Raw genomic sequence first — 23030 nt, 5'->3', positions numbered from 1 at the left:
CAATTGGTTGAAAAGCGCCCGATTTTATCGGGCATTGTTGTTGTAACAGTAGTGTTGCGTAAAGATTGGGGAGCCTAGCGGCGTTTGTACCCAGAGGTATTTTAAAATGGCTAAGAAGATTGACGGCTATATCAAGCTGCAAGTTCCAGCTGGTAAAGCAAATCCATCTCCACCAATTGGTCCTGCATTAGGTCAACGTGGTGTAAACATCATGGCATTCTGTAAAGAATTCAATGCTGCTACACAAAAAGTTGAACCAGGTCTTCCAATTCCTGTAGTGATTACTGTGTACAACGACAAGTCGTTCACATTCATCATGAAAACTCCTCCAGCTTCTATTCTTCTTAAGAAAGCTGCTGGTATTCAAAAGGGTTCATCTGTACCAAACAAAACTAAAGTTGGTAAGTTGACTCGTGCTCAGTTAGAAGAAATTGCGACTACTAAAGAACCGGATTTAACTGGTGCTGATTTAGACGCACGTGTTCGTACCATCGCTGGTTCTGCACGTTCTATGGGCTTGGAAGTGGAGCTATAAGACATGGCAAAGTTAACTAAACGTCAAAAAGCCATTGCTGCTGCTGTTGAAGCAAACAAAGTTTACACTTTGGAAGAAGCAGTACAAGTTCTTAACAGCCTGCCTGCTGCAAAGTTCAAAGAATCTTTGGATGTAGCTGTAAATCTTGGTGTAGACCCACGTAAATCTGATCAGGTTGTTCGTGGCGCAACTACATTACCTGCAGGTACTGGTAAAACTGTACGTGTAGCTGTATTTGCTCAAGGTGCGCAAGCAGAAGCTGCTAAAGAAGCTGGTGCTGATGTTGTAGGTTTTGATGACCTTGCTGAAAGCATCCAAGGTGGAAACCTTGACTTTGATGTTGTAATCGCTGCTCCTGACGCTATGCGTGTTGTTGGTAAGCTCGGTACAATTCTTGGTCCACGTGGTTTAATGCCAAACCCTAAAGTTGGTACTGTAACTCCTGACGTAGCGAATGCTGTTAAAAACGCTAAATCTGGTCAGGCTCGTTACCGTGTAGACAAAGCGGGTATTATCCATGCTGCGATCGGTCAATTAGGCTTTGATGCTGCTGCTATCCGTCAAAACGTTGAAACCTTAGTTGCTGACTTGAAAAAGTTAAAACCTGCAACTTCTAAAGGTGTATACATCAAAAAGATCACTTTGAGCTCAACTATGGGTCCTGGTCTTACTGTTGATGTAAATAACGTTTCTAACTAAGTTTAGACTTAGTAAAGAATTTTAAAGTCCTGATTGGGGACAGAGCTTAAATAGAAATATTTTCTATTTGGTTGGGTAGGGCAAAGCTTTATCCCTTACCCGTCAGGCGGACTTTGAATTGATAAATGAGAATTTATCAGCGTCAAAGACCTCAGGCGAAGAGATGTCATTTTTGAATAGCACTTTTCTTAATAAACCAGCCTGCGTAGACGCGGTGGTGTGATTTGTTCCTCCTCCGCGTGTAAGTCGAAAGGCTTACGAATTGGGAGTGTGCCCATTGGGTACATAAATCACCTTAGGAGGTTTTACAATGGCTCTTCTTATTGAAGACAAAAAACAGATCGTTGCGGAAGTAAGTGAAGTTGCTTCTAAGGCGTTTGCAGCCGTTGTTGCTGACTACCAAGGCTTAAGCGTAGAGCAATTAACAACACTTCGTGTTGAAGCTCGTAAGTTAGGTGTTTCTACACGTATTGTACGTAACACTTTGGCTAAACGCGCACTTCAAGATACTCAATTCAATATCTTGAACGACAACCTTGTTGGTCCAACAATTCTAGGTTTTTCAACTTCTGAAGATGACATGGGTGCAGCTGCACGTTTGTTCGAAGATTTTGCTAAAACTAACAAAGCATTTGAGTTAAAAGCTGCTGCATTTGACGGCAAAGTTTATCAAGGTGCTGACGTTAGCGTAATTGCAAACCTTCCGAACCAAGAGAAAGCTCTTACTATGCTTGCCTCTGTCCTTCAAGCTCCTATTTCGAAATTGGGTCGCCTTATTACAGCGCTCAAAGAGAAAAACGAGTCAGAAGCTGCTTAATCAATTTTACACACCATTCAATATCCATTTGGAGTTATTCTCATGGCTTTAACTAACGAAGAAATCTTAAACGCAGTTGCTGAAAAAACTGTTCTTGAACTTGTTGAATTAATTTCTGCTTTCGAAGAGAAATTCAACGTTTCAGCTGCAGCTGTTGCTGTTGCTGCTCCAGCTGGTGGCGCTGCTGCTGCTGCTGAAGAACAATCTGAATTCAACGTTGAGTTGACTTCTTTCGGTGCTAACAAAGTAGCTGTAATTAAAGCAGTTCGTGAAGCAACTGGCCTTGGTCTTAAAGAAGCTAAAGACCTAGTTGAAGGTGCTCCTCAAGTTCTTAAAGAAGGCGTTTCTAAAGAAGAAGGCGAAGAACTTAAGAAGAAACTTGAAGAAGCTGGTGCTACAGTTACACTTAAGTAATTGTAAAAGGAGTCGGTTTTTAAATCGGCTCCATAAAATGGCTGATGGCTCTTGGGTCATCAGCCTTTTTGCGTTACAATAATCGGCTCGATTTTTGTTAGTTTTGTTTGTTTTTTAGAAAAATTCAAATAAAACAAGTAATTTCAAATGTTTACCAATATTTTTCTTTTTTAAAAATATTGTTAAGCGTTTTTATACCACTAAAAATTGCAGCATTTGTAAACAGTGGTGGCCATATCGGCCTGCGTAATTCCTTCTGAGCCCGTTCTGCAGGCGGGCTTGGTTTACTTTCCGAGGACTCCAGATGGCATACTCATATACCGAAAAGAAACGGATCCGTAAGAATTTTGGTAAATTGCCCCAAGTAATGGATGCACCGTACTTACTATCGATTCAGGTCGATTCGTACAGAACATTCTTGCAAGATGGCAAAACTCCAAAAAACCGCGAAGATATCGGTCTCCAAGCCGCATTTCGTTCAGTTTTTCCTATCGAAAGTTATTCTGGCAATGCTGCTTTAGAATTTGTTGAGTATAGCCTTGGTAAACCTGAGTTCGATGTACGCGAATGTATTCTTCGTGGTTCGACTTATGCGGCACCAATGCGCGTTAAAATTCGTTTGATTATTAAAGATCGCGAAACTAAATCAATTAAAGACGTAAGAGAACAAGAAGTCTATATGGGTGAAATTCCACTCATGACTGAAAACGGTACATTCGTCATTAATGGTACTGAGCGTGTAATCGTATCTCAATTACATCGTTCACCAGGCGTTTTCTTTGATCACGATAAAGGTAAAACCCACTCAAGTGGTAAAGTGTTGTATTCAGCACGTATCATTCCTTACCGTGGTTCATGGTTAGACTTTGAATTTGATGCAAAAGACTTAGTTTACGTACGTATTGACCGTCGTCGTAAATTACTTGCTACTGTTGTGTTACGTGCACTAGGTTATAACAACGAACAAATCTTGAATTTGTTCTATGAAAAAGTACCTGTGTATCTTGATATGGGTAGCTACCAGATTGACCTAGTACCTGAACGTTTACGTGGGGAAATGGCTCAATTTGATATTGCTGACAATGACGGCAAAGTTATTGTTGAGCAAGGTAAACGTATTAATGCTCGTCACGTACGTCAAATGGAAGCTGCTGGTTTAACAAAACTTTCAGTTCCTGATGAATACTTATATGAGCGTATCACTGCTGAAAATATTACTTTGCGTGATGGTGAGGTAATTGCTGCGAATACTTTGTTAAGCCATGAAGTTATGGTGAAGTTGGCAGAAGGTGGTGTTAAACAGTTCAATATCTTGTTTACGAACGATATTGACCGTGGTTCGTTTGTTGCTGACACTTTACGTGCAGATACAACGGCTGGTCGTGAAGAAGCATTAGTTGAAATTTATAAAGTAATGCGTCCAGGCGAGCCGCCAACAAAAGAAGCTGCTGAAAACTTATTCAATAACTTATTCTTCTCTTCTGAGCGTTATGACTTATCTCCAGTAGGTCGTATGAAGTTCAACCGTCGTTTGGGTCGTCCATACGAAGTTGGTACTGACCAGAAGTCACGTGAAGTAGAAGGTATTTTATCGCACGAAGATATCATTGATGTATTACGTACATTAGTTGAAATCCGTAACGGTAAAGGTGAAGTCGACGATATCGATCACTTGGGTAACCGTCGTGTACGTTCTGTTGGTGAAATGACTGAAAACCAATTCCGTGTTGGTTTGGTACGTGTTGAACGTGCTGTTAAAGAACGTTTAAGCCAAGCAGAAACTGATAACTTGTCTCCACAAGATCTAATTAACGCTAAACCAGTTGCAGCTGCAATCAAAGAATTCTTTGGTTCAAGCCAATTATCTCAGTTCATGGACCAAAACAACCCATTATCTGAGATTACGCATAAGCGTCGTGTATCAGCGCTTGGGCCTGGTGGTTTAACACGTGAACGTGCGGGCTTTGAAGTACGTGACGTACATCAAACTCACTATGGTCGTGTATGTCCAATTGAAACGCCGGAAGGTCCAAACATTGGTTTGATCAACTCGCTTTCTGTATATGCAAAAGCAAATGACTTCGGTTTCTTGGAAACACCTTACCGTAAAGTAGTAGATGGTCGAGTAACTGATGCAGTTGAATACCTTTCTGCGATTGAAGAAGTAGGTACTGTTATTGCACAGGCCGATTCTGCAGTAGATAAAGATGGCAACCTAACAGAAGAGTTTGTTTCTGTTCGTCATCAAGGTGAATTCGTACGTATGCCACCTGAAAAAGTGACGCATATGGACGTTTCTGCTCAGCAAGTTGTATCTGTTGCTGCATCACTTATTCCATTCCTTGAACACGATGACGCGAACCGTGCGCTTATGGGTTCAAACATGCAACGTCAGGCAGTTCCTACTCTACGTGCGGATAAACCGCTTGTAGGTACAGGTATGGAAGCGAACGTTGCACGTGACTCAGGTGTGTGTGTGATCGCAAACCGTGGTGGTGCAATTGAATACGTAGATGCTTCTCGTATCGTTATTCGTGTAAACGAAGATGAAATGATCGCTGGTGAGGCGGGTGTAGATATCTACAACCTCATTAAATATACGCGTTCTAACCAAAACACTTGTATCAACCAAAATATTATCGTGAATTTGGGCGACAAAGTTGCTCGCGGTGATATCTTGGCAGACGGTCCGTCTACAGATATGGGTGAGCTTGCGCTTGGTCAAAACATGCGCGTTGCGTTCATGACTTGGAATGGTTACAACTATGAAGACTCGATCTTATTATCTGAGCGCGTACTTCAAGAAGACCGTTTAACTTCTATTCATATTCAAGAATTATCTTGTGTAGCGCGTGATACTAAGTTAGGTGCAGAAGAAATTACTGCCGATATTCCTAACGTTGGTGAAGCTGCACTTTCTAAACTTGATGAATCAGGTATCGTTTATATCGGTGCTGAAGTTACAGCAGGTGACATTCTTGTTGGTAAAGTAACGCCTAAAGGTGAAACTCAGTTAACTCCTGAAGAAAAATTGCTTCGTGCAATCTTTGGTGAGAAAGCAGCTGACGTTAAAGATTCATCTTTACGTGTTCCATCTGGTACAAAAGGTACAGTTATCGATGTTCAAGTCTTCACTCGTGATGGCTTAGAGAAAGATGACCGTGCATTGGCGATCGAAAAAGCACAACTTGATGCTTACCGTAAAGACTTGAAAGAAGAATACAAGATCTTTGAAGAAGCAGCTCGTGAGCGTGTAATTCGTTTGCTTAAAGGCCAAGAGTCTAATGGCGGTGGTTCAACTAAACGTGGTGACAAACTCGTTGAAGAAGTGTTATCTGGTTTAGAGCTTGTTGATTTACTTGAAATTCAACCGGCAGATGAAGCAATCGCTGAGCGTTTAACTCAAATTCAAGTGTTCTTAAAAGAAAAGAGCGCAGAAATTGACGAGAAATTCGCTGAGAAGAAACGTAAGCTTGCAACAGGTGATGAATTAACAACTGGCGTATTGAAAGTTGTTAAAGTTTACTTAGCTGTTAAACGTCGTATTCAGCCTGGTGATAAGATGGCTGGTCGTCACGGTAACAAGGGTGTTGTATCTAACATCTTACCTGTTGAAGACATGCCACACGATGCTAACGGTGTACCAGTAGATATCGTATTGAACCCGTTGGGCGTACCATCTCGTATGAACGTGGGTCAGATTCTTGAGACTCACTTAGGTATGGCGGCTAAAGGGCTTGGTGATAAAATCGAGAAAATGTTGAAAGAACAGCGTACAGTTTTAGAACTGCGTGAATTCTTAGACAAGATTTATAACAAAGTCGGTGGTGAGCAAGAAGATCTTGATAGCTTAACTGATGCTGAAGTCTTGGCACTTTCAGGCAACTTACGTGCTGGTGTACCTTTGGCTACTCCTGTATTCGATGGTGCTGAAGAAAGTCAAATTAAAGACTTGCTTGAGTTAGCTGGTATCTCTCGTACAGGTCAAACAGTATTGTTTGATGGCCGTACTGGTGAACAGTTTGATCGTCCTGTAACTGTAGGTTACATGTACATGCTCAAATTGAACCACTTGGTTGATGACAAGATGCATGCGCGTTCAACTGGTTCTTACTCTCTTGTTACACAGCAACCGCTTGGTGGTAAAGCACAATTCGGTGGTCAGCGTTTCGGTGAGATGGAGGTCTGGGCACTCGAAGCTTACGGCGCAGCATATACTCTCCAAGAGATGTTAACTGTTAAGTCGGATGACGTTGAAGGTCGTACACGCATCTATAAGAATATTGTAGATGGTAACCATTATATGGATCCGGGTATGCCTGAATCGTTCAACGTATTGACCAAAGAGATCCGTTCTTTAGGTATCAACATTGAACTGAAAAATGGTGATTAAGTCGTAAGACTCACGATTTTTTAGGTAAAAACAATATTTGTGACCCAGTCGGGTAAGCATTGCTTCCCGACACACGGAGAAAAAAATTGAAAGACTTGCTCGATATCATGCGTAAGAAAACGGACTCAGATGGTCATGCACCAATTGAGTTTGACCGTATCCGTATTGGTCTTGCGTCACCAGAAATGATTAAGTCATGGTCTCATGGTGAAGTTAAAAAACCTGAGACAATTAACTACCGTACTTTTAAACCAGAACGTGACGGTTTGTTCTGTGCCAAAATTTTTGGTCCAGTAAAAGATTACGAATGCTTGTGTGGTAAATACAAGCGTATGAAATACAAAGGCGTCATTTGTGAAAAATGTGGCGTTGAAGTAACTACAGCGAAAGTTCGTCGTGAACGTATGGGTCACATTGAACTTGCTTCTCCAGTTGCACATATCTGGTTCTTAAAATCGTTACCGAGCCGTATCGGTTTATTATTAGATATGACACTTCGTGATATCGAACGTGTATTGTATTTCGAATCATACGTTGTAACTGACCCAGGTATGACTCCGTTTGAAAAGTATCAACTTTTAACAGACGAAGAATACTTCAATGCACTTGAAGAACACGGTGATGAATTCACTGCGAAAATGGGTGCAGAAGCGGTTCAGGACTTGTTGAAAGATATCGATCTTGAAGCTGAAATCGCACGTTTACGTGAAGAAATTCCTCAAACAACTTCTGAAACGAAGTTGAAAAAAGCATCTAAGCGCTTGAAATTGATGGAAGCATTCAAAGATTCAAACAACAAGCCAGAATGGATGGTGATGAATGTACTTCCGGTACTTCCACCTGATTTACGTCCATTAGTTCCACTTGAAGGTGGTCGTTTCGCGACTTCTGACTTGAACGATTTATACCGTCGTGTCATTAACCGTAACAACCGTTTGAAGCGTCTTCTTGACCTTGCTGCTCCAGATATCATCGTACGTAACGAAAAACGTATGTTACAAGAATCTGTAGATGCATTGCTTGATAACGGTCGTCGTGGTCGTGCAATTACTGGTTCTAACAAGCGTCCATTAAAATCTTTGGCAGATATGATCAAAGGTAAACAAGGTCGTTTCCGTCAGAACTTATTAGGTAAGCGTGTTGACTATTCTGGTCGTTCGGTAATTACTGTAGGTCCTACTTTACGTCTTCACCAATGTGGTCTTCCGAAGAAAATGGCACTTGAATTATTCAAGCCATTCATTTTCGCGAAATTACAAGCTTCAGGTCAGGCAACAACCATTAAAGCTGCGAAGAAAATGGTTGAGCGTGAGACTCCGGAAGTTTGGGACGTTCTTGCTTCTGTAATTCGTCAACACCCAGTAATGTTGAACCGTGCGCCAACACTTCACCGTTTAGGTCTTCAAGCATTTGAACCTATTCTTATTGAAGGTAAGGCAATCCGTCTTCACCCACTCGTTTGTGCTGCGTTTAACGCCGACTTCGATGGTGACCAAATGGCGGTACACGTTCCATTGACACTTGAAGCACAGTTAGAAGCTCGTGCATTGATGATGTCAACAAACAACATCTTGTCACCAGCAAACGGTGAGCCAATCATTGTTCCTTCTCAGGACGTTGTCTTGGGTCTTTACTACATCACACGTGATGCTGTAAATGCCAAAGGTGAAGGCATGGTGTTCGCGGATACTCATGAAGTAAACCGTGCACTTGCTACTGGTCAGGTTGCGATCCATGCGCGTGTTAAAGTACGTGTACACCAAACTGTTATCAATGAAAATGGTGAACGTGAACACCAAACTATTATTGTTGATACAACACCTGGTCGTTGTTTGCTTTGGGAAATTGTTCCACAAGGCTTGAGCTTTGACATGATCAACCTTGAGATGACTAAAAAGAACATCTCTAAATTGATCAACTCTTGCTACCGTAAACTTGGTTTGAAAGATACAGTTATCTTTGCTGACCAATTAATGTACTTGGGCTTCCGTCAAGCGACTCGTTCAGGTGTATCTGTAGGTATGGAAGACATGCTCATTCCACCTACTAAGCACACAATTATTGATAAAGCAGAAACAGAAGTTCGTGAAATCGAACAACAGTTCGAACAAGGTTTCGTAACTGCTGGTGAGCGTTATAACAAAGTTGTCGATATCTGGGCGCGTACAAACGACCAAGTTGCTAAAGCAATGATGGATAACTTGTCTTATACACTTGTTAAAAACAAACAAGGTGAAGACGAGAAACAAAAATCATTCAACAGCATCTATATGATGTCTGACTCGGGTGCCCGTGGTAGTGCGGCGCAGATTCGTCAGCTTGCTGGTATGCGTGGTTTGATGGCAAAACCGGATGGCTCGATTATTGAGACTCCGATTAAAGCGAACTTCCGTGAAGGTTTAACAGTACTTCAGTACTTTATTTCAACACACGGTGCGCGTAAAGGTTTGGCCGATACAGCATTGAAAACTGCGAACTCTGGTTACTTGACTCGTCGTCTTGTAGACGTAGCGCAAGACTTGGTAATTACTGAACCTGACTGTGGTACAGCGGGTGGTTTAGTAATGACTCCATTCATTCAGGGTGGTGATGTCATCGAGCCATTACGTGACCGCGTATTAGGTCGTGTAACTGCTGAAGACGTACGTCGTGCATCTGATGATGAAGTTGTATTACCTCGTGGTACGTTAATTGACGAGAAAATCGCAGCTCAGCTTGAAGAAGCTGGTGTCGATGAAGTTAAAGTACGCTCTGTAATCGCATGTGAATCAACATTCGGTGTTTGTGCTCGTTGTTATGGTCGTGACCTTGCACGTGGTCACTTGGTGAACCCAGGTGAATCAGTCGGTGTAATGGCTGCACAGTCAATCGGTGAGCCGGGTACACAGTTAACGATGCGTACGTTCCACGTTGGTGGTGCTGCGAGCCGAACTTCTGCTGCGAACAGTGTTCAAGTACGTAACAAAGGTACTGTACGTTTCCATAACGTGAAAACTGTACAACATGCAAAAGGCCATTTGGTTTCAGTTTCACGTTCAGGTGAAATTGGTATTGCCGATGATTTAGGTCGTGAGCGCGAGCGTTATAAACTTCCTTACGGTGCAAGCATCTTGTTGAAAGATGGTGAAGCTGTAGAAGCTGGCGGTATCGTAGCGACTTGGGATCCGCATACACATCCATTAGTAACAGAAGTTGCTGGTAAAGCGCGCTTCAGCCAAATCGCTGATGGCGTAACTGCAACATCGAAAACTGATGATGCAACTGGTATGACTACTGTTGAAATCTTGCCTGTAACAGCTCGTCCTGCTTCTGGTAAAGATTTACGTCCTGCAATCGTGTTGGATACAACAGATGGCAGCGAACAGTTCTACTTCTTGCCACAAAATACAATCGTAACTGTCCGTGATGGCGAAACGATTGGTGTGGGTGACGTTATTGGTCGTGTACCACAAGAAACATCACGTACTCGTGATATTACCGGTGGTCTTCCGCGTGTAGCTGACTTGTTCGAAGCGCGTAAGCCAAAAGAGCATGCAATTCTTGCTGAAGTATCAGGTGTTGTAAGCTTCGGTAAAGAGACTAAGGGTAAAAACCGTTTGGTAATTACTCCTGATGATGGTTCTGAGATTTACGAAGAATTGATTCCAAAATGGCGTCAAATCAACGTATTCGAAGGCGAGCATGTGAACCGTGGTGAGACTATTTCTGATGGTCCACAAAACCCACATGACATCTTGCGCTTGAAAGGTGAAGTTGCATTAACTAACTACATCGTGAACGAAGTTCAAGACGTTTACCGTCTCCAAGGTGTAAAAATCAACGATAAGCACATTGAAGTTATCGTACGTCAAATGTTGCGTAAAGTTGATATCACTGATGGCGGTGATACAAGCTTCATTAAAGGCGAGCAAGTGGATTACATCCGCGTTGTTCAAGAGAACCAAGCTGTCTTGGCTCAGAACAAGTTCCCTGCGAAGTTTGAACGTCAATTGATGGGTATTACGAAAGCATCGCTTTCTACTGACTCGTTCATCTCTGCTGCATCGTTCCAGGAAACAACTCGTGTGTTAACTGAAGCGGCTGTAACAGGTAAAGAAGATGATTTACGTGGCTTGAAAGAAAACGTTGTAGTAGGTCGCTTGATTCCAGCAGGTACTGGTCTTGCGTACCACTTAGAGCGTCGTCGCCAAGAAGCAGAAGCTGCAGAGCATGAGCTTCATAATGACTTCAGCGAAGTAGACCAAGCATTTAGCCAAGCATTAAACTCTGAACAATTCTAAGTTTAGACTGGCACTAAAAAAGGCACCTTAGGGTGCCTTTTTTATTTATATTTATTTATAACAATTTTAAATTGTAATTACATAAATATATTAAAGAGTTATTATTTTATTACCTAAGCGGGATAAAGACTCCACAAAAACACATTAGGCTACCTGCTTATGAAGACTGGAGTAAATCTAATGAAAAAAATGATGATGATTGTTAGTGTTGGCCTGATTTCTACAACTTTGTTTGTTGGTTGTCAGAATGCAAGCCCAGAAAGTCAACGTATTGGTTCAGCTGCTATTGGTGGTGGCGCAGGTGGTGCGGTAGGAAAACACGTGGGCGGTAATATCGGCGCAGGTCTAGGAGCGGCACTCGGTGCAGGTGTTGCGGCTAATGCAAAAGGGTCTAGCAGTAAAACCGTACGTAATAGTGCAATTGGTGCTGGTGTCGGCGCTGTATTAGGTGGAGCAATTATTGGTGGTGACGCTGGTGCTGCTACAGGTGGAGCATTGGGTGGTAGTGCCGGTGCAGCCTATGAAGAGAAGAAAGGGAAGTACTAAAAATATCCTTAATAATTGTTAAACTATAGAAGTCTTTATGTGATTAAAGACTTCTTTTTTATAATTAAAATTTGGCTTAATAAATATAAAAGGTAGAGCTTTACAAAATATCAATCGATTAGGACAGACGGATAACACAATCTGATCAAATTCCTCATAAAAGGGGATTATTCTTTTCTCTAGAACAGATCATTGTGAGAACGGTCATGAAAAAAACAATTGGATTAGTTTCTGCTTTAATGTTGTCTACACTTATGTTCACAGGCTGCCAAAATATGAGCCCATCTGACCAACGTATTGGTGCAGCAGCAGCAGGTGGAGCACTTGGTGGTGGTTTAGGTAACCATGTAGGTGGAGGTATTGGCGCAGGCTTAGGCGCAGCGGTAGGTGCAGGCGTAGGCTCTAATACCCAAGGCGGCAGTAAACAGACAACGACTAAGAGTGCGATTGGTGCTGGTATCGGTTCAGTCGTAGGTAAAGCACTGATTGGTGGTGACTCTGGTGCTGCAATTGGCGGTGCAATCGGTGGTGGTGCTGGTGCAGCGATTGAAGAGAAAAGATAAAAAATTAACAAATAAAAATAAGCGCTTTTAGCGCTTATTTTTATTGAGGAAAAGGTTTCGCTTTTTTACGTCTGATATAAAGCGTTTTCTGAACCTCTGCAATTCTTACCCCAGATTCATCAAAAATGTTTAGATGATAAGTTCTTAAAACAGGTTCATAGTTCTCGGCAAGTTCACGAATTTGTTCTATTTCAGCTAAATCAACTCGAATATCTGCATGTACTGTACTTCGACCAGGGGACAAAAAATTGATTTCGGCAGCTTTGTCCCAAACAATATATTTTGATCCGAGATGATGCATAAGAATCATCATATAAAATGGGTCAACCATTGAATAAAGGCTTCCACCAAAATGTGTACCGACTAAATTTTGGTTTTTCCAAGTCAGCGGCATCTTTACACGCACATGGCAAAGTTCTAAATTCATGATTTCAATATAAATCCCTGCGCCACGATAAGGGGGATAGTGATTAAATAGAAATTTTGAAATCGTAGGATTGTTCTGAAGTCTTCTTAAAATAGCCATAATAGTCAATTTTTTTTATTGCAACAGTATTCATACTAGATAAGTATCATCTTTTTTATATTGATGGCAATGCTCTATCCGACTAACGACATGATCGATTGAAAAACAAGATAGGAAATGATTATGCAGCCAAAAGTTCATACAGTAACAACAAGTGATCAACAAACGCTTTGTGCTAAAACATGGGGTGACGAAAAAAATACTCCCTTGGTTTTAGTACATGGTTATCCAGACAATCAAGAAGTATGGGAATCAATCATTGAGCATTTAATCAATGACTTCTATATTGTTACTTACGATGTGCGTGGAGCTGGTTTATCATCTATACCAAAACGTATACGTGATTACCGTTTAGAGCGTTTATCTCTAGATCTCCAAGAAGTTGTTGATGAGCTATTGCCAAATCGCCAATTCCATATGGCTGCACATGATTGGGGATCAATTCAGTCTTGGGAGTCTGTCACCGAGCCTAAGTTCAAAGGTCGTTTATCATCATACACCACCATTTCTGGACCATGTCTTGATCATGCCGCTTTATTTTTACGTGATAAATTTAAATCTTCACCATCTCAAATCTTAAAAATATTAACCAAATCTTGGTATATCGGGGCATTCCATCTTCCGTTATTAGCACCAACTGTATGGTCTCTTTTTAGCCCAGAAAAATGGGGGAAAGTTCTTACTCAGTTGGAGAGGAAAAGTAATTTACCTTTAAATAATAATATTAATGCTGATGGTAAATATGGCATTAATTTATATCGTGCCAATTTTATTCCTCGCTTAACCGACCCACGTCAACGTTATGCGCAGTGTCCAGTAAAAGCTGTTATTTTAAAATATGATACTTTTGTAAGCCCAGAATACATCACTGAGGCCATGCCAAAGTGGGTTGAAAAATTTGAATATGTAGAGCTTAATGCAAATCACTGGGCCATTCTGAGTGAGCCAGAGAAAATAGCAACTCATATTCGTGAGTTTATTAAAGCTCAAGCGTAACAGTTAAATAACTGCATAAAACTGTTAATTCGGCGATATTTTCGGCTTCATAGATATGAATCTGCTAGAATATCGCCTTTTGTTTTGCTCTGAACTTATTCATGAATGCTGTCGTTATTGCGATTGCAGTGATGTTCTTATTATCACTGGCGCGCGTTTCTGTCGTACTGACTTTAGTGGTTTCTGCCATTGTGGGCGGCCTCGTAGCAGGTTTAAGCCTTTCTCAAACCGTTGAAGCTTTTAACGCTGGTCTTGGCGATGGTGCTGAAGTTGCACTTGCCTATGCAGTGTTAGGGGCATTTGCTCTGGCACTTTCAAAATCTGGATTGCCTGATTTACTTGCCCATAAGCTGATTGGTCTATTGGGAATGGAAGCTGGAAAAAGCCGTCAGACTAAAGTGAAATATCTCCTCTTAGGTATTTTATTAATTTCTGCTATTTTCTCTCAAAACCTTATTCCAGTTCATATTGCCTTTATTCCTGTACTGGTTCCGCCACTGTTACGGGTAATGAACCATTTAAAATTAGACCGCCGCGCCGCAGCCTGTGTACTTACGTTAGGTTTGGTTGGTACTTATATTTTTCTTCCGGTTGGATTTGGTGCAATTTTCCTTGAACAGATTCTGATGGGAAATATCAACAAAATTGGGGCAGCGTACGGCTTACATGTTGATCGAGCAATGATGCCAATTGGCATGGCTATTCCTGTTTTAGGTATGGTGTTAGGCACCTTGGTTGCTGTATTTATTAGCTATCGTAAACCAAGAATTTATGCTGATCGTGCGATTACGCCTGTGACTACGATTGATTTAGATAAACCTATTCGTGCAACTACTCAAGTTGAAACAGCCGACTTAAAAGCAGATGCTGAAGAGTTAAAGCATGAAGCAGAGCAAGCACCAGTTATTGCAAAGAAAACGATCTTGATGGCACTGCTCGCAATTGGCTTGACACTTGCTGCACAGCTGTATTCAGGTTCGATGATTTTGGGTGGTTTAGTCGGTTTTGCTGTTCTATCTACTGCCGGAATTTTTAAATGGCAAGATGCAGATGATGTCTTTGTACAAGGCATGCGAATGATGGCTTTAGTGGGCTTCATCATGATTTCTGCTGCCGGTTTCGCCTCAGTAATGACTCATACTGGTGATATTAATCAGCTAGTAAATGGTGTAGTCGAGATTATTGGAGATAACCGCGCGCTTGCTGCTTTCCTAATGCTTTGTATTGGCTTATTTGTGACAATTGGTATTGGTTCATCTTTCTCAAGTGTTCCTGTATTAGCTGTTATTTATGTGCCTTTATGTGTGCAGTTTGGTTTCTCACCATTAGCAACGATTGCACTTATTGGTACAGCAGCAGCATTAGGTGATGCTGGATCGCCAGCCTCTGACTCAACCTTAGGGCCAACAGCTGGTTTAGGTGTAGATGGGCAACACGATCATATTTGGGATACAGTCGTACCTACCTTTATTCACTTTAATATTCCGCTATTAATTTTTGGCTGGATCGCTGCAATGGTTTTATAAAGTTTTTATAAAATATTAAAGTGTAAACCTTCTTAATAACGATCTTTAGATTTAAATTAAGAAGGTTTTTTATTGTCTAAATAAAACATGTATTCAAAATAAATTATATTAAAACACTCGGAATTTAAAAGTATATTAAAATGGTTGGTAATATAAAATAATCTTGATTAATAAGGTTGGAATAAAAACCTATTAAAATAGTTGGATAATATATAATTTTATTTAAAACAGTAGTTTAAAAATAAACTATAAAATAATTTTATAATGAGTATTGCATGGTTTTAAAATAAATGTTTATTATAAATATAAATAAGGTTGGAGATATTAAAGTGTTCAAAAAAGTTTTGGTTATTGCATTAATGGGGATGTCTTCTTTTACTTTTGCTGGTAACTGGCAAGTGAAATTTGGTGGTAGTGTTATTGCTCCATCTGAAGATACAACAACACCTTTAGGCGTGGTAAAAGCAGATCATGAATATGCATTTACACCATCAGTAGAATACTTTTTTGGTCAGTCTCCATTTTCGGCAGAATTATTATTAGCAACACCTATTAATCATGATGTATTGCTAGATGGTAAAAATGCAGCACGTATAAAACAATTACCACCAACAATTACTGCAAAATATCATTTTAAAAACTCTACACGTTTCACACCGTATATTGGTATTGGTGCTACAGCATTTATTCCTTGGGATGAAGAAGGTGCAGCGGTAAAGGTTAAAGAAGATTTTGGTTTGGCAGGTCAAGTTGGTTTTAATTTCCAACCTGCTGATGCTAAAAACTGGGGTGTATTTGTAGATGTACGTTATGCTGATATTAGTCCGGAAGTAACAATTGATCCATCAATTGCTAACTACAAGTTTGATCTTGATATTAATCCTTTTGTTTATACTTTGGGTTATAGCTATAAATTTTAAGCATAATAATAAATAGAAAAATATAATAATAAACCTAGACTCAGGCACCTCACATATATTTTATGTGAGGTTTTTTTATGGATTTTATTTGCACTAAAAAAAGCATAAAACAGACAGTTTTACACATATTTTCTGCAAGTTTTTTTCTAAACTAATTTCTATTCATTACAAGCATGGGAATAAAAACATGAATAACAAATTAGCGATTTGTTTAGCACTTTTGAGCGGTATTGCTTTTACTCAAAATTTACAAGCTGCAAGTTTTTCGTGTGATGCTGCAAAAACGAAAACGGAAAAAAGTATTTGTAAAAACCGTTCTTTAAATGATGCAGATGTAAAAATGGCAACGACGTATCAAATCGTTTTACATGCTTTACCTATGGGTGGGCGAGATAACCAGAAAGATACTCAGCAGCAATGGCTGAAAAAAAGAAATGCTTGTGCTGCCAATGTCAGTTGTATTAGCAAAGCTTACCAACAACGTCAAAAGCAGTTAGATACGATATTGCAAGATAGGGTGTTAAGCCACGGCCCATTTTAATTAGAGTAAAAATTTTTAATATTGAGGATTGAAAAATTCTAGAAGTACTCCATTCATAAAGCATTCGAGAACAAACAGCTTCAAAATTTAAGGAGTGATTTATGAGTGAACAAGCATCACAAAATTATAGTTTCCAAGCAGAAGTTGCCCAGCTTTTACATTTAGTGACGCATTCTCTCTATTCTAACCCTGAGATTTTCTTACGTGAACTTATCTCTAATGCATCAGATGCATGTGATAAGTTACGTTTTGAAGGAATTAATCATCCTGAATATTATGAAAATGATCCAGACTTACATGTACGAATCAGTTTAAATAAAGAAGATAAAACGTTAACGATTTCTGATAATGGTATTGGTTTAAGCCAGCAAGAAGCAATTGATAACTTAGGTACAATTGCTAAGTCAGGTACTAAAGATTTCATGTCAAAATTGACTGGTGATCAAAAAGCAGATGCTCAGTTGATTGGTCAATTTGGTGTGGGTTTTTACTCAGGTTTTATTGTTGCCGACAAGATTACGGTTGAATCACGCCGTGCGGGTCTAGAGGCATCTGAAGGGGTGCGCTGGATTAGTGGTGGTACAGGCGAGTTTGAAGTTCAGCAAATTGATAAGGCGTCACGTGGTACTGACATTATTCTTCACTTACGTGATGATGCGCTTGATTATTTAGAATCTTATAAAGTTAAGCAAATCGTTAATAAATACTCTGACCACATTAGCTTGCCAATTGAAATGCAAAAAGAAGTTTGGCAAGAAGAAGAGGTTGCTGAAGGTGAAGAGCCTAAAGGCGGCCAAATGGTCAAAACTGACGAGTGGGAAGCGATTAACTCGGCAAGTGCTTTATGGACACGTAATAAAAGCGAAGTGACTGAAGAGCAATATATTGAGTTCTATAAAAACTTAACTCATGACTTTGAAGCACCACTGGCTTGGGCACATAACCGTGTTGAAGGTAGTACGGAATATACCCAATTACTTTATATTCCAAGTAAAGCACCACATGACATTTTTACACGTGAAGCAAAAGCGGGAATTAAGCTATATGTAAAACGCGTCTTTATTATGGACGATGCGGATAATTTAATTCCAAACTATTTGCGCTTTGTGCAAGGTGTAGTGGACAGCGCTGATTTACCGCTTAATGTTAGCCGTGAGTTGTTGCAAGAAAGCCGTGATGTCAAAACGATTCGTGAAGGTAACGCACGCCGTGTATTAACTGTACTTGATGGTTTGGCTAAATCGGAAGATGAAAAAGACCAAGAAAAATTTAAGACCTTCTACAGTGAGTTTGGTTCAGTACTTAAAGAAGGCTTGGGCGAAGACTTTGGTAACCGTGAACGTATTTTAAAATTATTACGTTATGCGACTTCAACAAATGATGAAGTAACGACTTCTTTTGCTGACTATAAGGCACGTATGAAAGAGGGCCAAAAAGCCATCTATTATGTGACTGCTGACAGTCTAGCAGCAGCGAAAAACTCGCCGCAGCTTGAGTTGTTTAAGAAAAAAGGCATTGAAGTGTTATTAATGGCAGAGCGTGTTGACGAATGGGCAATGAATTTTGTTCAAGAGTTTGACGGTACACCATTAAAGAATGTGTCGAAAGGGGCTGTTGATTTAGGCGATTTGCAAGATGCTGAAGAGAAGAAAGCACTTGAGCAAGCAGCTGAACAGTTTAAGCCTGTTGTTGAGAAACTAAGTGACTCATTAAAGGCTAAAACTAAAGAAGTACGTGTAACTACACGACTAGTTGATTCTCCAGCGTGTTTAGTAACAAGTGAAGGTGAGTTGTCTCCACAACTTATTCGTATGCTTAAACAAGCGGGGCAAGCCGTACCTGAAATTAAGCCAATTTTAGAAATTAACCCTGAGCATCCTTTAGTGAAAAAACTTGAAGGCTCAGAGCAATTTGATGACTTGGCAAATGTGATTTTCGATCAGGCTGTGATTGCTGAAGGTGGTTTACCTGAAGACCCAGCAGCTTACGTGAAACGCATTAATAGCTTATTGTTGAAATAATTTTTTGATATAAAAAAAGCCTCTGAACTGTCAGGGGCTTTTTTGTGGATAAAGAAAGAGTTATCCACAACCTGATGATTTTTGTTTAAAAATTAGCTTCAAGATTCATTTGCACACTGAGTTGGTGTTTCGGATCATCATCAATATGGTTAAAAAAATTAAGATCATTTTGCATAAAAATCCAATCTCTCCATATCGGTTGACGCCATGAAATATAAGGCCCCCAGCTATTTAGTCGAATATCATTTTTAGTATATACGCCACCGCTATAAATACCGTAAGTCAGGCTATTATCTTTCACAAACTCAAATTGTTGAAAAGTCCAATTGCCCCAGTTGTAATCTTCATTTTCGCTCTTGTTCACATTAAATTTATTAGAAAATAATGTGTTATCTTGCATTTTCTGCGTTAAGTTTAGGGTAGTTTCAGAATAATTTCGGCTGGTAGAGCCGTAACGAAAGATCTGTTCTGTATCAATTCTAATGTTATGTCTCAAATTCCATTTCTTCTTTGCTAAAAATTGTACGTAGATATCACTATCTGAATTTGAGCCTAAATCGAGGTCATTTTCAAAAGGCATCCATGTTGAAATGGTGGCCCAGCTCGCACTCAGTGGATTTGTGACTGAAACCTGAGTTGATGAATTCTTCTTCTTTCTTTTACCCAAAGCTTTATACGTTTGTTCAGGTTGAGTCGCACGTTTCCATAACGTATCATTTCCAAATACAGCCATAAGCTCTTGAATTAAATTAGCATCAGATAAGGTATTGTTTGGCTCTACTTCACAAGGAGAGTATGAAAATGATTGCCGTTTTACTTGTGCGAAACTTGTAGAAGAATAGGGATAACGCCGTGACCGTTGGTGTTTTAAAGAGTTATAAAAAAATTGAGTATGTGGAAGTAAAGCTAATAAACCTAAACTATAAATACAAATGAAGACTGTCGATTTATTTTGAAATGGAGAAGAAGAAAATTGATTCATTTTTAAAGATAAGGAATCAAAAATAAAAATTAGAACAATACTTTAAAAGGCTAATCTTAAAATTTTATTTAAAAGTATTTTGCTATTCATCACCTTGGATGAGGTCCAAGGTGATGTTTGCTAGTTTAGAAAAGTGCTTCTAAACGCAAGAAGGTGCTGACAAAATGATTACGGTCTTCGCGGTGGTCATTAAAGTAATTTACATCGCCTTGTACAAAGAACCATTCACGTAAAACGGGTTGGCGCCATGAAACAAACGGTCCCCAACTGTTTAAACGTAAGTCATTGTCGTTGTAATAACCACTTGTATAAATACCATAGTTAAAACGGTTGTTTGCAAAGAAACTGTGTTCGCGGAAAGTTCTGTTTTCCCAAGCTAAATCATCGTCTTGATCATCTGCATAGGTTAGGCTGAACTGATTGGATAAAATCGGTTGATTCGGTCTAGCATGAGTAAGTTCAAGATTAGTACGTAAATAGTTTTCGCTATCTATGCCGTAACGATAAATTTGTTCAGCATAGAATTTAAAATCATTACGGAGTTGCCAATCTCTCGATGCTTTTAAACGAATATAAATATCGTCTCCAGAACGAATACCTAAGTCTGCATCGGTTTCAAAAGGCAGTTTTTTCGAGAAATTTGACCAACGCAAAGCAATTGAGCTGTTGTCATCTCGAGTTTGCTTACCATCTAACTTCTTATTAGAGTCTTGATTTGGGTTTTGGTTAATATTGGCTGGGCTGTTATTAAATTCATTATCTAAAGAGTCATCACCAAATACCACGCTTAAACGTTTTTCTAGCGTAGGGAGCTTAATCTTACCGCGAATTCTGGGCTTAATTTCAAAGTTGTCGTATTCATTCCAATAGTTGTCGACCATTACCCGAATGGTTGCAGTAGCTGGTTTTTGTGGATCAACTTCACCAAACCAATTATCAATTTTTTCAGAAGTACGATCGGCCCAATTGCGAATTTTCTTTTGCTTACGATCAACCCAGGTTTGATCTTCAGTTTGTTCGGTAGGCGGAACAATAGGCTCATTAGACTGCTCTGGAAAAATGGTTGGGGTTGCGTCCACCCAACGTGGAATTTGATCTAAGAGGTTCTCGTCTGTGGTGACTTCAGCTTGTACTCCAGATGATGTACTTCCTATTTGTTGGTTTGCAGAAGAAGAGGCGGTCTCTGCATGAGCGATGCATACTGAACCAAATCCAATCGTTAAAAGTGCAAAAAGTTGCCGGTACGGCATTACATGAAATGTTTTCATATCTATCTTTATGTTTTGTTGTTGTTTCCACTTTTGTTGATTTTTCTAATAAAATCAAGAGGGAGACACAAAAGTTAAGTAAATTTAACTTTTTTTACATATTTGAAATAAATGAAAAAGTTTAAGCTATTAGCGATTATTTTTAGCCAAAAAAAATCCCCCAGTGAAGGGGGATGATAGATCAAGGAAACTTCAAATTCCGATCATTAAACACATAAAAAACAGAACATTACAGCGCGAATATTCTAAGCGGCAATAATAAACTGATTTTTAGCAATTAGATAGTTCTTTTTTTAGAACGCTCTATTGCTAAAATGATGATAAAATATACGATTTGATCACATTTTAATTGTGTTCATTTATTTCTTTGGAACATCGCAAGTTTCATCGGTACAAACAGCCGCATCATCTTGCTCGACCTCTTCAGTATTTGCTTTGATTTGTGCTTTTTCCAAAACTTGTAAAAAGACTTCACGTGGTTGAGCGCCAGCAAGAGCGATTCTTTGGTCAAATACAAAAAATGGCACGCCAGTTACATTAAGCTGCTCACGTGCAATTTTTTCATCATGGCGGACAAAGTCAGATAGTTCGTTGGTATCTAGTACGTATTCAACTTCAGCATTGTCTAAACCAATACGAGACGCAATTTCTTCTACAACTTCACGTTCACCAATTGCGAGACCTTCGGTCATATAAGCATGGAAAAAAGCTTCTTTAGCTTCATTACCTAAACCTTTGCTTTGCGCAAGGTGAATAATGCGGTGTGCATTGAAACTATTGCCTGAGTTCGCCTTTTGCCATTGGAAATCAATACCTTCAGAAGCAGCCATAGCCGCAATGTTGCGCTCCATTTCTTCCATCTCTTCATAGGTACGGCCATATTTTTTAGCTAGACGCTCAGTATTTGAAGTGTCATGTTTTGCTGGCGCATCAGGATCTAATTCAAAACTATGCCAGTGAATTTCAAGATCAATACCTGCTTCAGCAGCTACATGCTCAAGGCGTTTTTTGCCGATATAACAAAAAGGGCAAACTACATCAGACCAGACATCTACACGCATGGGAGAATCTCATAAATTTTAATTACCCATCATAATAGGGATGATGGATAAGGATTTAAAGCTTTGAGTAGCGAATACAGTGTTGCGTATTGTGAAATAAATGGCATATAAAGAAGAATAAGCGCTATTTTATAACTATAAAGAGCAAAACTATAAGAAGGGAAATAGGAGGTGTGTATGCGCCGAGTTTTGATTGCGATTGCAAGTCTGATTGTTATCACAAGCATTATTTTTTTCACCTATCAGCATATCAAACAGCAGCAAGCCAAAGACAGTAGTCAAATGTTTGATGTCGTCATGACTGAAAAAATGAATCAGCTTTACGAACAAGCACAAGACTGGTCTAAACCCGTCCAGCTCGATATTCACGATAAGCGTTTGGCAGGACACTATAAGCAAATTTCAGAATTCCTTTTAAGTTATTGGATTCAAAATATTAATGCACGTAATGCATACTTAAGAGAACTCAAAGCAGCCAAATGGGATACTTTCTTAAATGTGGACCGTTTAGATATTGATAAAAAACAGAAGTATGCAGAAACCGAAAAGATGCTAGCCGATGTCCGTAAAGCTTCGGATCAGTATCAGAGTGAATATGAAAAGATTCATAAGACTTTCTTAGCAAAGGTTCAAGAGTTATCTGTTGATGCAGAGATGAGGCAACTTCTTGAAATGAAATTGGGAACTCAGCAAAAAGCAGATCAAGATCATGCAATTTTTATGATTGAGCTACAAATTTTAGATAAAGCAGAAGAAATGTTTAAGCTTCTAAAAAATTATGAATGGCAAAAGAAAGATCAGATGATTCTTTTTCATGAAAATGCTCAGGTCAAAAAGTTTAATGGGCTTTATCAAGATGTTCTAAAGCTAAATGCAAAAATTGAAAAAATTAAGAAAAAGAATGTGGCTGCGCTCGAAGGAGATTTAAAAGAATAAGCAGAA

The 23030-nt window shown here is 39.6% G+C and carries 18 protein-coding genes; 14 read left to right on the top strand and 4 right to left on the bottom strand.

Translation table 11 applies throughout. The features are described from left to right. Positions 1-106: 106 nt before the first annotated feature. The 8 genes from rplK to F928_RS20390 all read left to right on the top strand — a co-directional run bounded on the left by rplK (position 107) and on the right by F928_RS20390 (position 12247). Positions 107-535, top strand: coding sequence for a 50S ribosomal protein L11 (gene rplK / locus F928_RS20425; RefSeq protein WP_001074682.1), 429 nt, complete (start codon positions 107-109; stop codon positions 533-535). A gap of 3 nt (positions 536-538) precedes the next feature. Further along, positions 539-1234 (top strand): 50S ribosomal protein L1, encoded by a 696-nt coding sequence (rplA, locus tag F928_RS20420; RefSeq protein ID WP_005065788.1) that lies wholly within the window; start codon positions 539-541, stop codon positions 1232-1234. Positions 1235-1544: 310 nt separating this feature from the next. Continuing rightward, entirely contained in the window at positions 1545-2051 is a 507-nt protein-coding gene (rplJ, locus tag F928_RS20415) for a 50S ribosomal protein L10 (RefSeq protein WP_002115099.1), read from the top strand. Positions 2052-2093: 42 nt separating this feature from the next. Continuing rightward, positions 2094-2465: a 50S ribosomal protein L7/L12 gene (gene rplL / locus F928_RS20410; protein WP_001229360.1), complete on the top strand. Its 372-nt coding sequence runs from the start codon at positions 2094-2096 to the stop codon at positions 2463-2465. 304 nt (positions 2466-2769) lie between these two features. Next, the gene (rpoB, locus tag F928_RS20405) at positions 2770-6858 is read left to right on the top strand and encodes a DNA-directed RNA polymerase subunit beta (protein WP_002114857.1); all 4089 of its coding nucleotides are present in this window, start codon (positions 2770-2772) and stop codon (positions 6856-6858) included. A gap of 86 nt (positions 6859-6944) precedes the next feature. Further along, complete coding sequence (rpoC, locus tag F928_RS20400; RefSeq protein WP_005079401.1) at positions 6945-11138, top strand: DNA-directed RNA polymerase subunit beta'; 4194 nt, start codon at positions 6945-6947, stop codon at positions 11136-11138. Positions 11139-11318: 180 nt separating this feature from the next. Further along, complete coding sequence (locus F928_RS20395) at positions 11319-11684, top strand: hypothetical protein (protein ID WP_002114930.1); 366 nt, start codon at positions 11319-11321, stop codon at positions 11682-11684. A 206-nt stretch (positions 11685-11890) separates the two neighbouring features. Beyond that, positions 11891-12247 (top strand): hypothetical protein, encoded by a 357-nt coding sequence (locus F928_RS20390; RefSeq protein ID WP_002115127.1) that lies wholly within the window; start codon positions 11891-11893, stop codon positions 12245-12247. Between the two features lie 40 nt (positions 12248-12287). On the opposite strand, the gene F928_RS20385 is transcribed toward F928_RS20390, so the two are convergent. Next, positions 12288-12773 (bottom strand): DUF4442 domain-containing protein, encoded by a 486-nt coding sequence (locus F928_RS20385; RefSeq protein WP_005079397.1) that lies wholly within the window; start codon positions 12771-12773, stop codon positions 12288-12290. 117 nt (positions 12774-12890) lie between these two features. On the opposite strand from F928_RS20385, the gene ephD reads away from it, so the two are divergent. From ephD to htpG, 5 genes are all read left to right on the top strand, one after another. Further along, the gene (gene ephD / locus F928_RS20380; RefSeq protein ID WP_078224381.1) at positions 12891-13769 is read left to right on the top strand and encodes an alpha/beta fold hydrolase; all 879 of its coding nucleotides are present in this window, start codon (positions 12891-12893) and stop codon (positions 13767-13769) included. 101 nt (positions 13770-13870) lie between these two features. Continuing rightward, positions 13871-15295, top strand: a complete 1425-nt coding sequence (locus F928_RS20375; RefSeq protein ID WP_002114813.1) for a Na+/H+ antiporter family protein — start codon at positions 13871-13873, stop codon at positions 15293-15295. A 329-nt stretch (positions 15296-15624) separates the two neighbouring features. Then, a complete protein-coding gene (locus F928_RS20370; RefSeq protein ID WP_005079395.1) occupies positions 15625-16215 on the top strand; it encodes an OmpW/AlkL family protein in 591 nt (196 codons plus the stop codon). Positions 16216-16402: 187 nt separating this feature from the next. Beyond that, positions 16403-16756, top strand: coding sequence for a lysozyme inhibitor LprI family protein (locus F928_RS20365; RefSeq protein ID WP_001060531.1), 354 nt, complete (start codon positions 16403-16405; stop codon positions 16754-16756). Between the two features lie 101 nt (positions 16757-16857). After that, positions 16858-18777 (top strand): molecular chaperone HtpG, encoded by a 1920-nt coding sequence (htpG, locus tag F928_RS20360; RefSeq protein WP_005079391.1) that lies wholly within the window; start codon positions 16858-16860, stop codon positions 18775-18777. A gap of 85 nt (positions 18778-18862) precedes the next feature. On the opposite strand, the gene F928_RS20355 is transcribed toward htpG, so the two are convergent. The 3 genes from F928_RS20355 to dsb form a co-directional block, all read right to left on the bottom strand. Then, positions 18863-19759 carry a hypothetical protein gene (locus F928_RS20355; RefSeq protein WP_005079389.1) on the bottom strand — a complete coding sequence of 299 codons (897 nt, stop codon included), beginning with the start codon at positions 19757-19759 and terminating at the stop codon, positions 18863-18865. Positions 19760-19884: 125 nt separating this feature from the next. Further along, positions 19885-21027: a hypothetical protein gene (locus F928_RS20350; protein ID WP_005079387.1), complete on the bottom strand. Its 1143-nt coding sequence runs from the start codon at positions 21025-21027 to the stop codon at positions 19885-19887. Between the two features lie 359 nt (positions 21028-21386). Continuing rightward, a complete protein-coding gene (gene dsb, locus F928_RS20345; RefSeq protein WP_005079385.1) occupies positions 21387-22088 on the bottom strand; it encodes a DsbA family oxidoreductase in 702 nt (233 codons plus the stop codon). A 177-nt stretch (positions 22089-22265) separates the two neighbouring features. On the opposite strand from dsb, the gene F928_RS20340 reads away from it, so the two are divergent. Continuing rightward, positions 22266-23024, top strand: a complete 759-nt coding sequence (locus tag F928_RS20340) for a hypothetical protein (protein WP_005079383.1) — start codon at positions 22266-22268, stop codon at positions 23022-23024. The last annotated feature ends 6 nt before the right edge of the window (positions 23025-23030 follow it).

Source organism: Acinetobacter pittii ATCC 19004 = CIP 70.29 (assembly GCF_000369045.1).
GTDB classification, from domain to species: Bacteria; Pseudomonadota; Gammaproteobacteria; order Pseudomonadales; family Moraxellaceae; genus Acinetobacter; species Acinetobacter pittii.
This window is presented reverse-complemented; position numbering and strand designations above follow the sequence as displayed.

Excerpts from the sequence above, each read along its gene's own strand:
- rplK (WP_001074682.1), top strand. The coding sequence starts at position 107 with ATGGCTAAGAAGATTGACGGCTATATCAAGCTGCAAGTTCCAGCTGGT.
- rplA (WP_005065788.1), top strand. The coding sequence starts at position 539 with ATGGCAAAGTTAACTAAACGTCAAAAAGCCATTGCTGCTGCTGTTGAA.
- rplJ (WP_002115099.1), top strand. The coding sequence starts at position 1,545 with ATGGCTCTTCTTATTGAAGACAAAAAACAGATCGTTGCGGAAGTAAGT.
- rplL (WP_001229360.1), top strand. The coding sequence starts at position 2,094 with ATGGCTTTAACTAACGAAGAAATCTTAAACGCAGTTGCTGAAAAAACT.
- rpoB (WP_002114857.1), top strand. The coding sequence starts at position 2,770 with ATGGCATACTCATATACCGAAAAGAAACGGATCCGTAAGAATTTTGGT.
- F928_RS20395 (WP_002114930.1), top strand. The coding sequence starts at position 11,319 with ATGAAAAAAATGATGATGATTGTTAGTGTTGGCCTGATTTCTACAACT.
- F928_RS20390 (WP_002115127.1), top strand. The coding sequence starts at position 11,891 with ATGAAAAAAACAATTGGATTAGTTTCTGCTTTAATGTTGTCTACACTT.
- F928_RS20385 (WP_005079397.1), bottom strand. The coding sequence starts at position 12,773 with ATGGCTATTTTAAGAAGACTTCAGAACAATCCTACGATTTCAAAATTT.
- ephD (WP_078224381.1), top strand. The coding sequence starts at position 12,891 with ATGATTATGCAGCCAAAAGTTCATACAGTAACAACAAGTGATCAACAA.
- F928_RS20375 (WP_002114813.1), top strand. The coding sequence starts at position 13,871 with ATGAATGCTGTCGTTATTGCGATTGCAGTGATGTTCTTATTATCACTG.
- F928_RS20365 (WP_001060531.1), top strand. The coding sequence starts at position 16,403 with ATGAATAACAAATTAGCGATTTGTTTAGCACTTTTGAGCGGTATTGCT.
- htpG (WP_005079391.1), top strand. The coding sequence starts at position 16,858 with ATGAGTGAACAAGCATCACAAAATTATAGTTTCCAAGCAGAAGTTGCC.
- F928_RS20355 (WP_005079389.1), bottom strand. The coding sequence starts at position 19,759 with ATGAATCAATTTTCTTCTTCTCCATTTCAAAATAAATCGACAGTCTTC.
- F928_RS20350 (WP_005079387.1), bottom strand. The coding sequence starts at position 21,027 with ATGAAAACATTTCATGTAATGCCGTACCGGCAACTTTTTGCACTTTTA.
- dsb (WP_005079385.1), bottom strand. The coding sequence starts at position 22,088 with ATGCGTGTAGATGTCTGGTCTGATGTAGTTTGCCCTTTTTGTTATATC.
- F928_RS20340 (WP_005079383.1), top strand. The coding sequence starts at position 22,266 with ATGCGCCGAGTTTTGATTGCGATTGCAAGTCTGATTGTTATCACAAGC.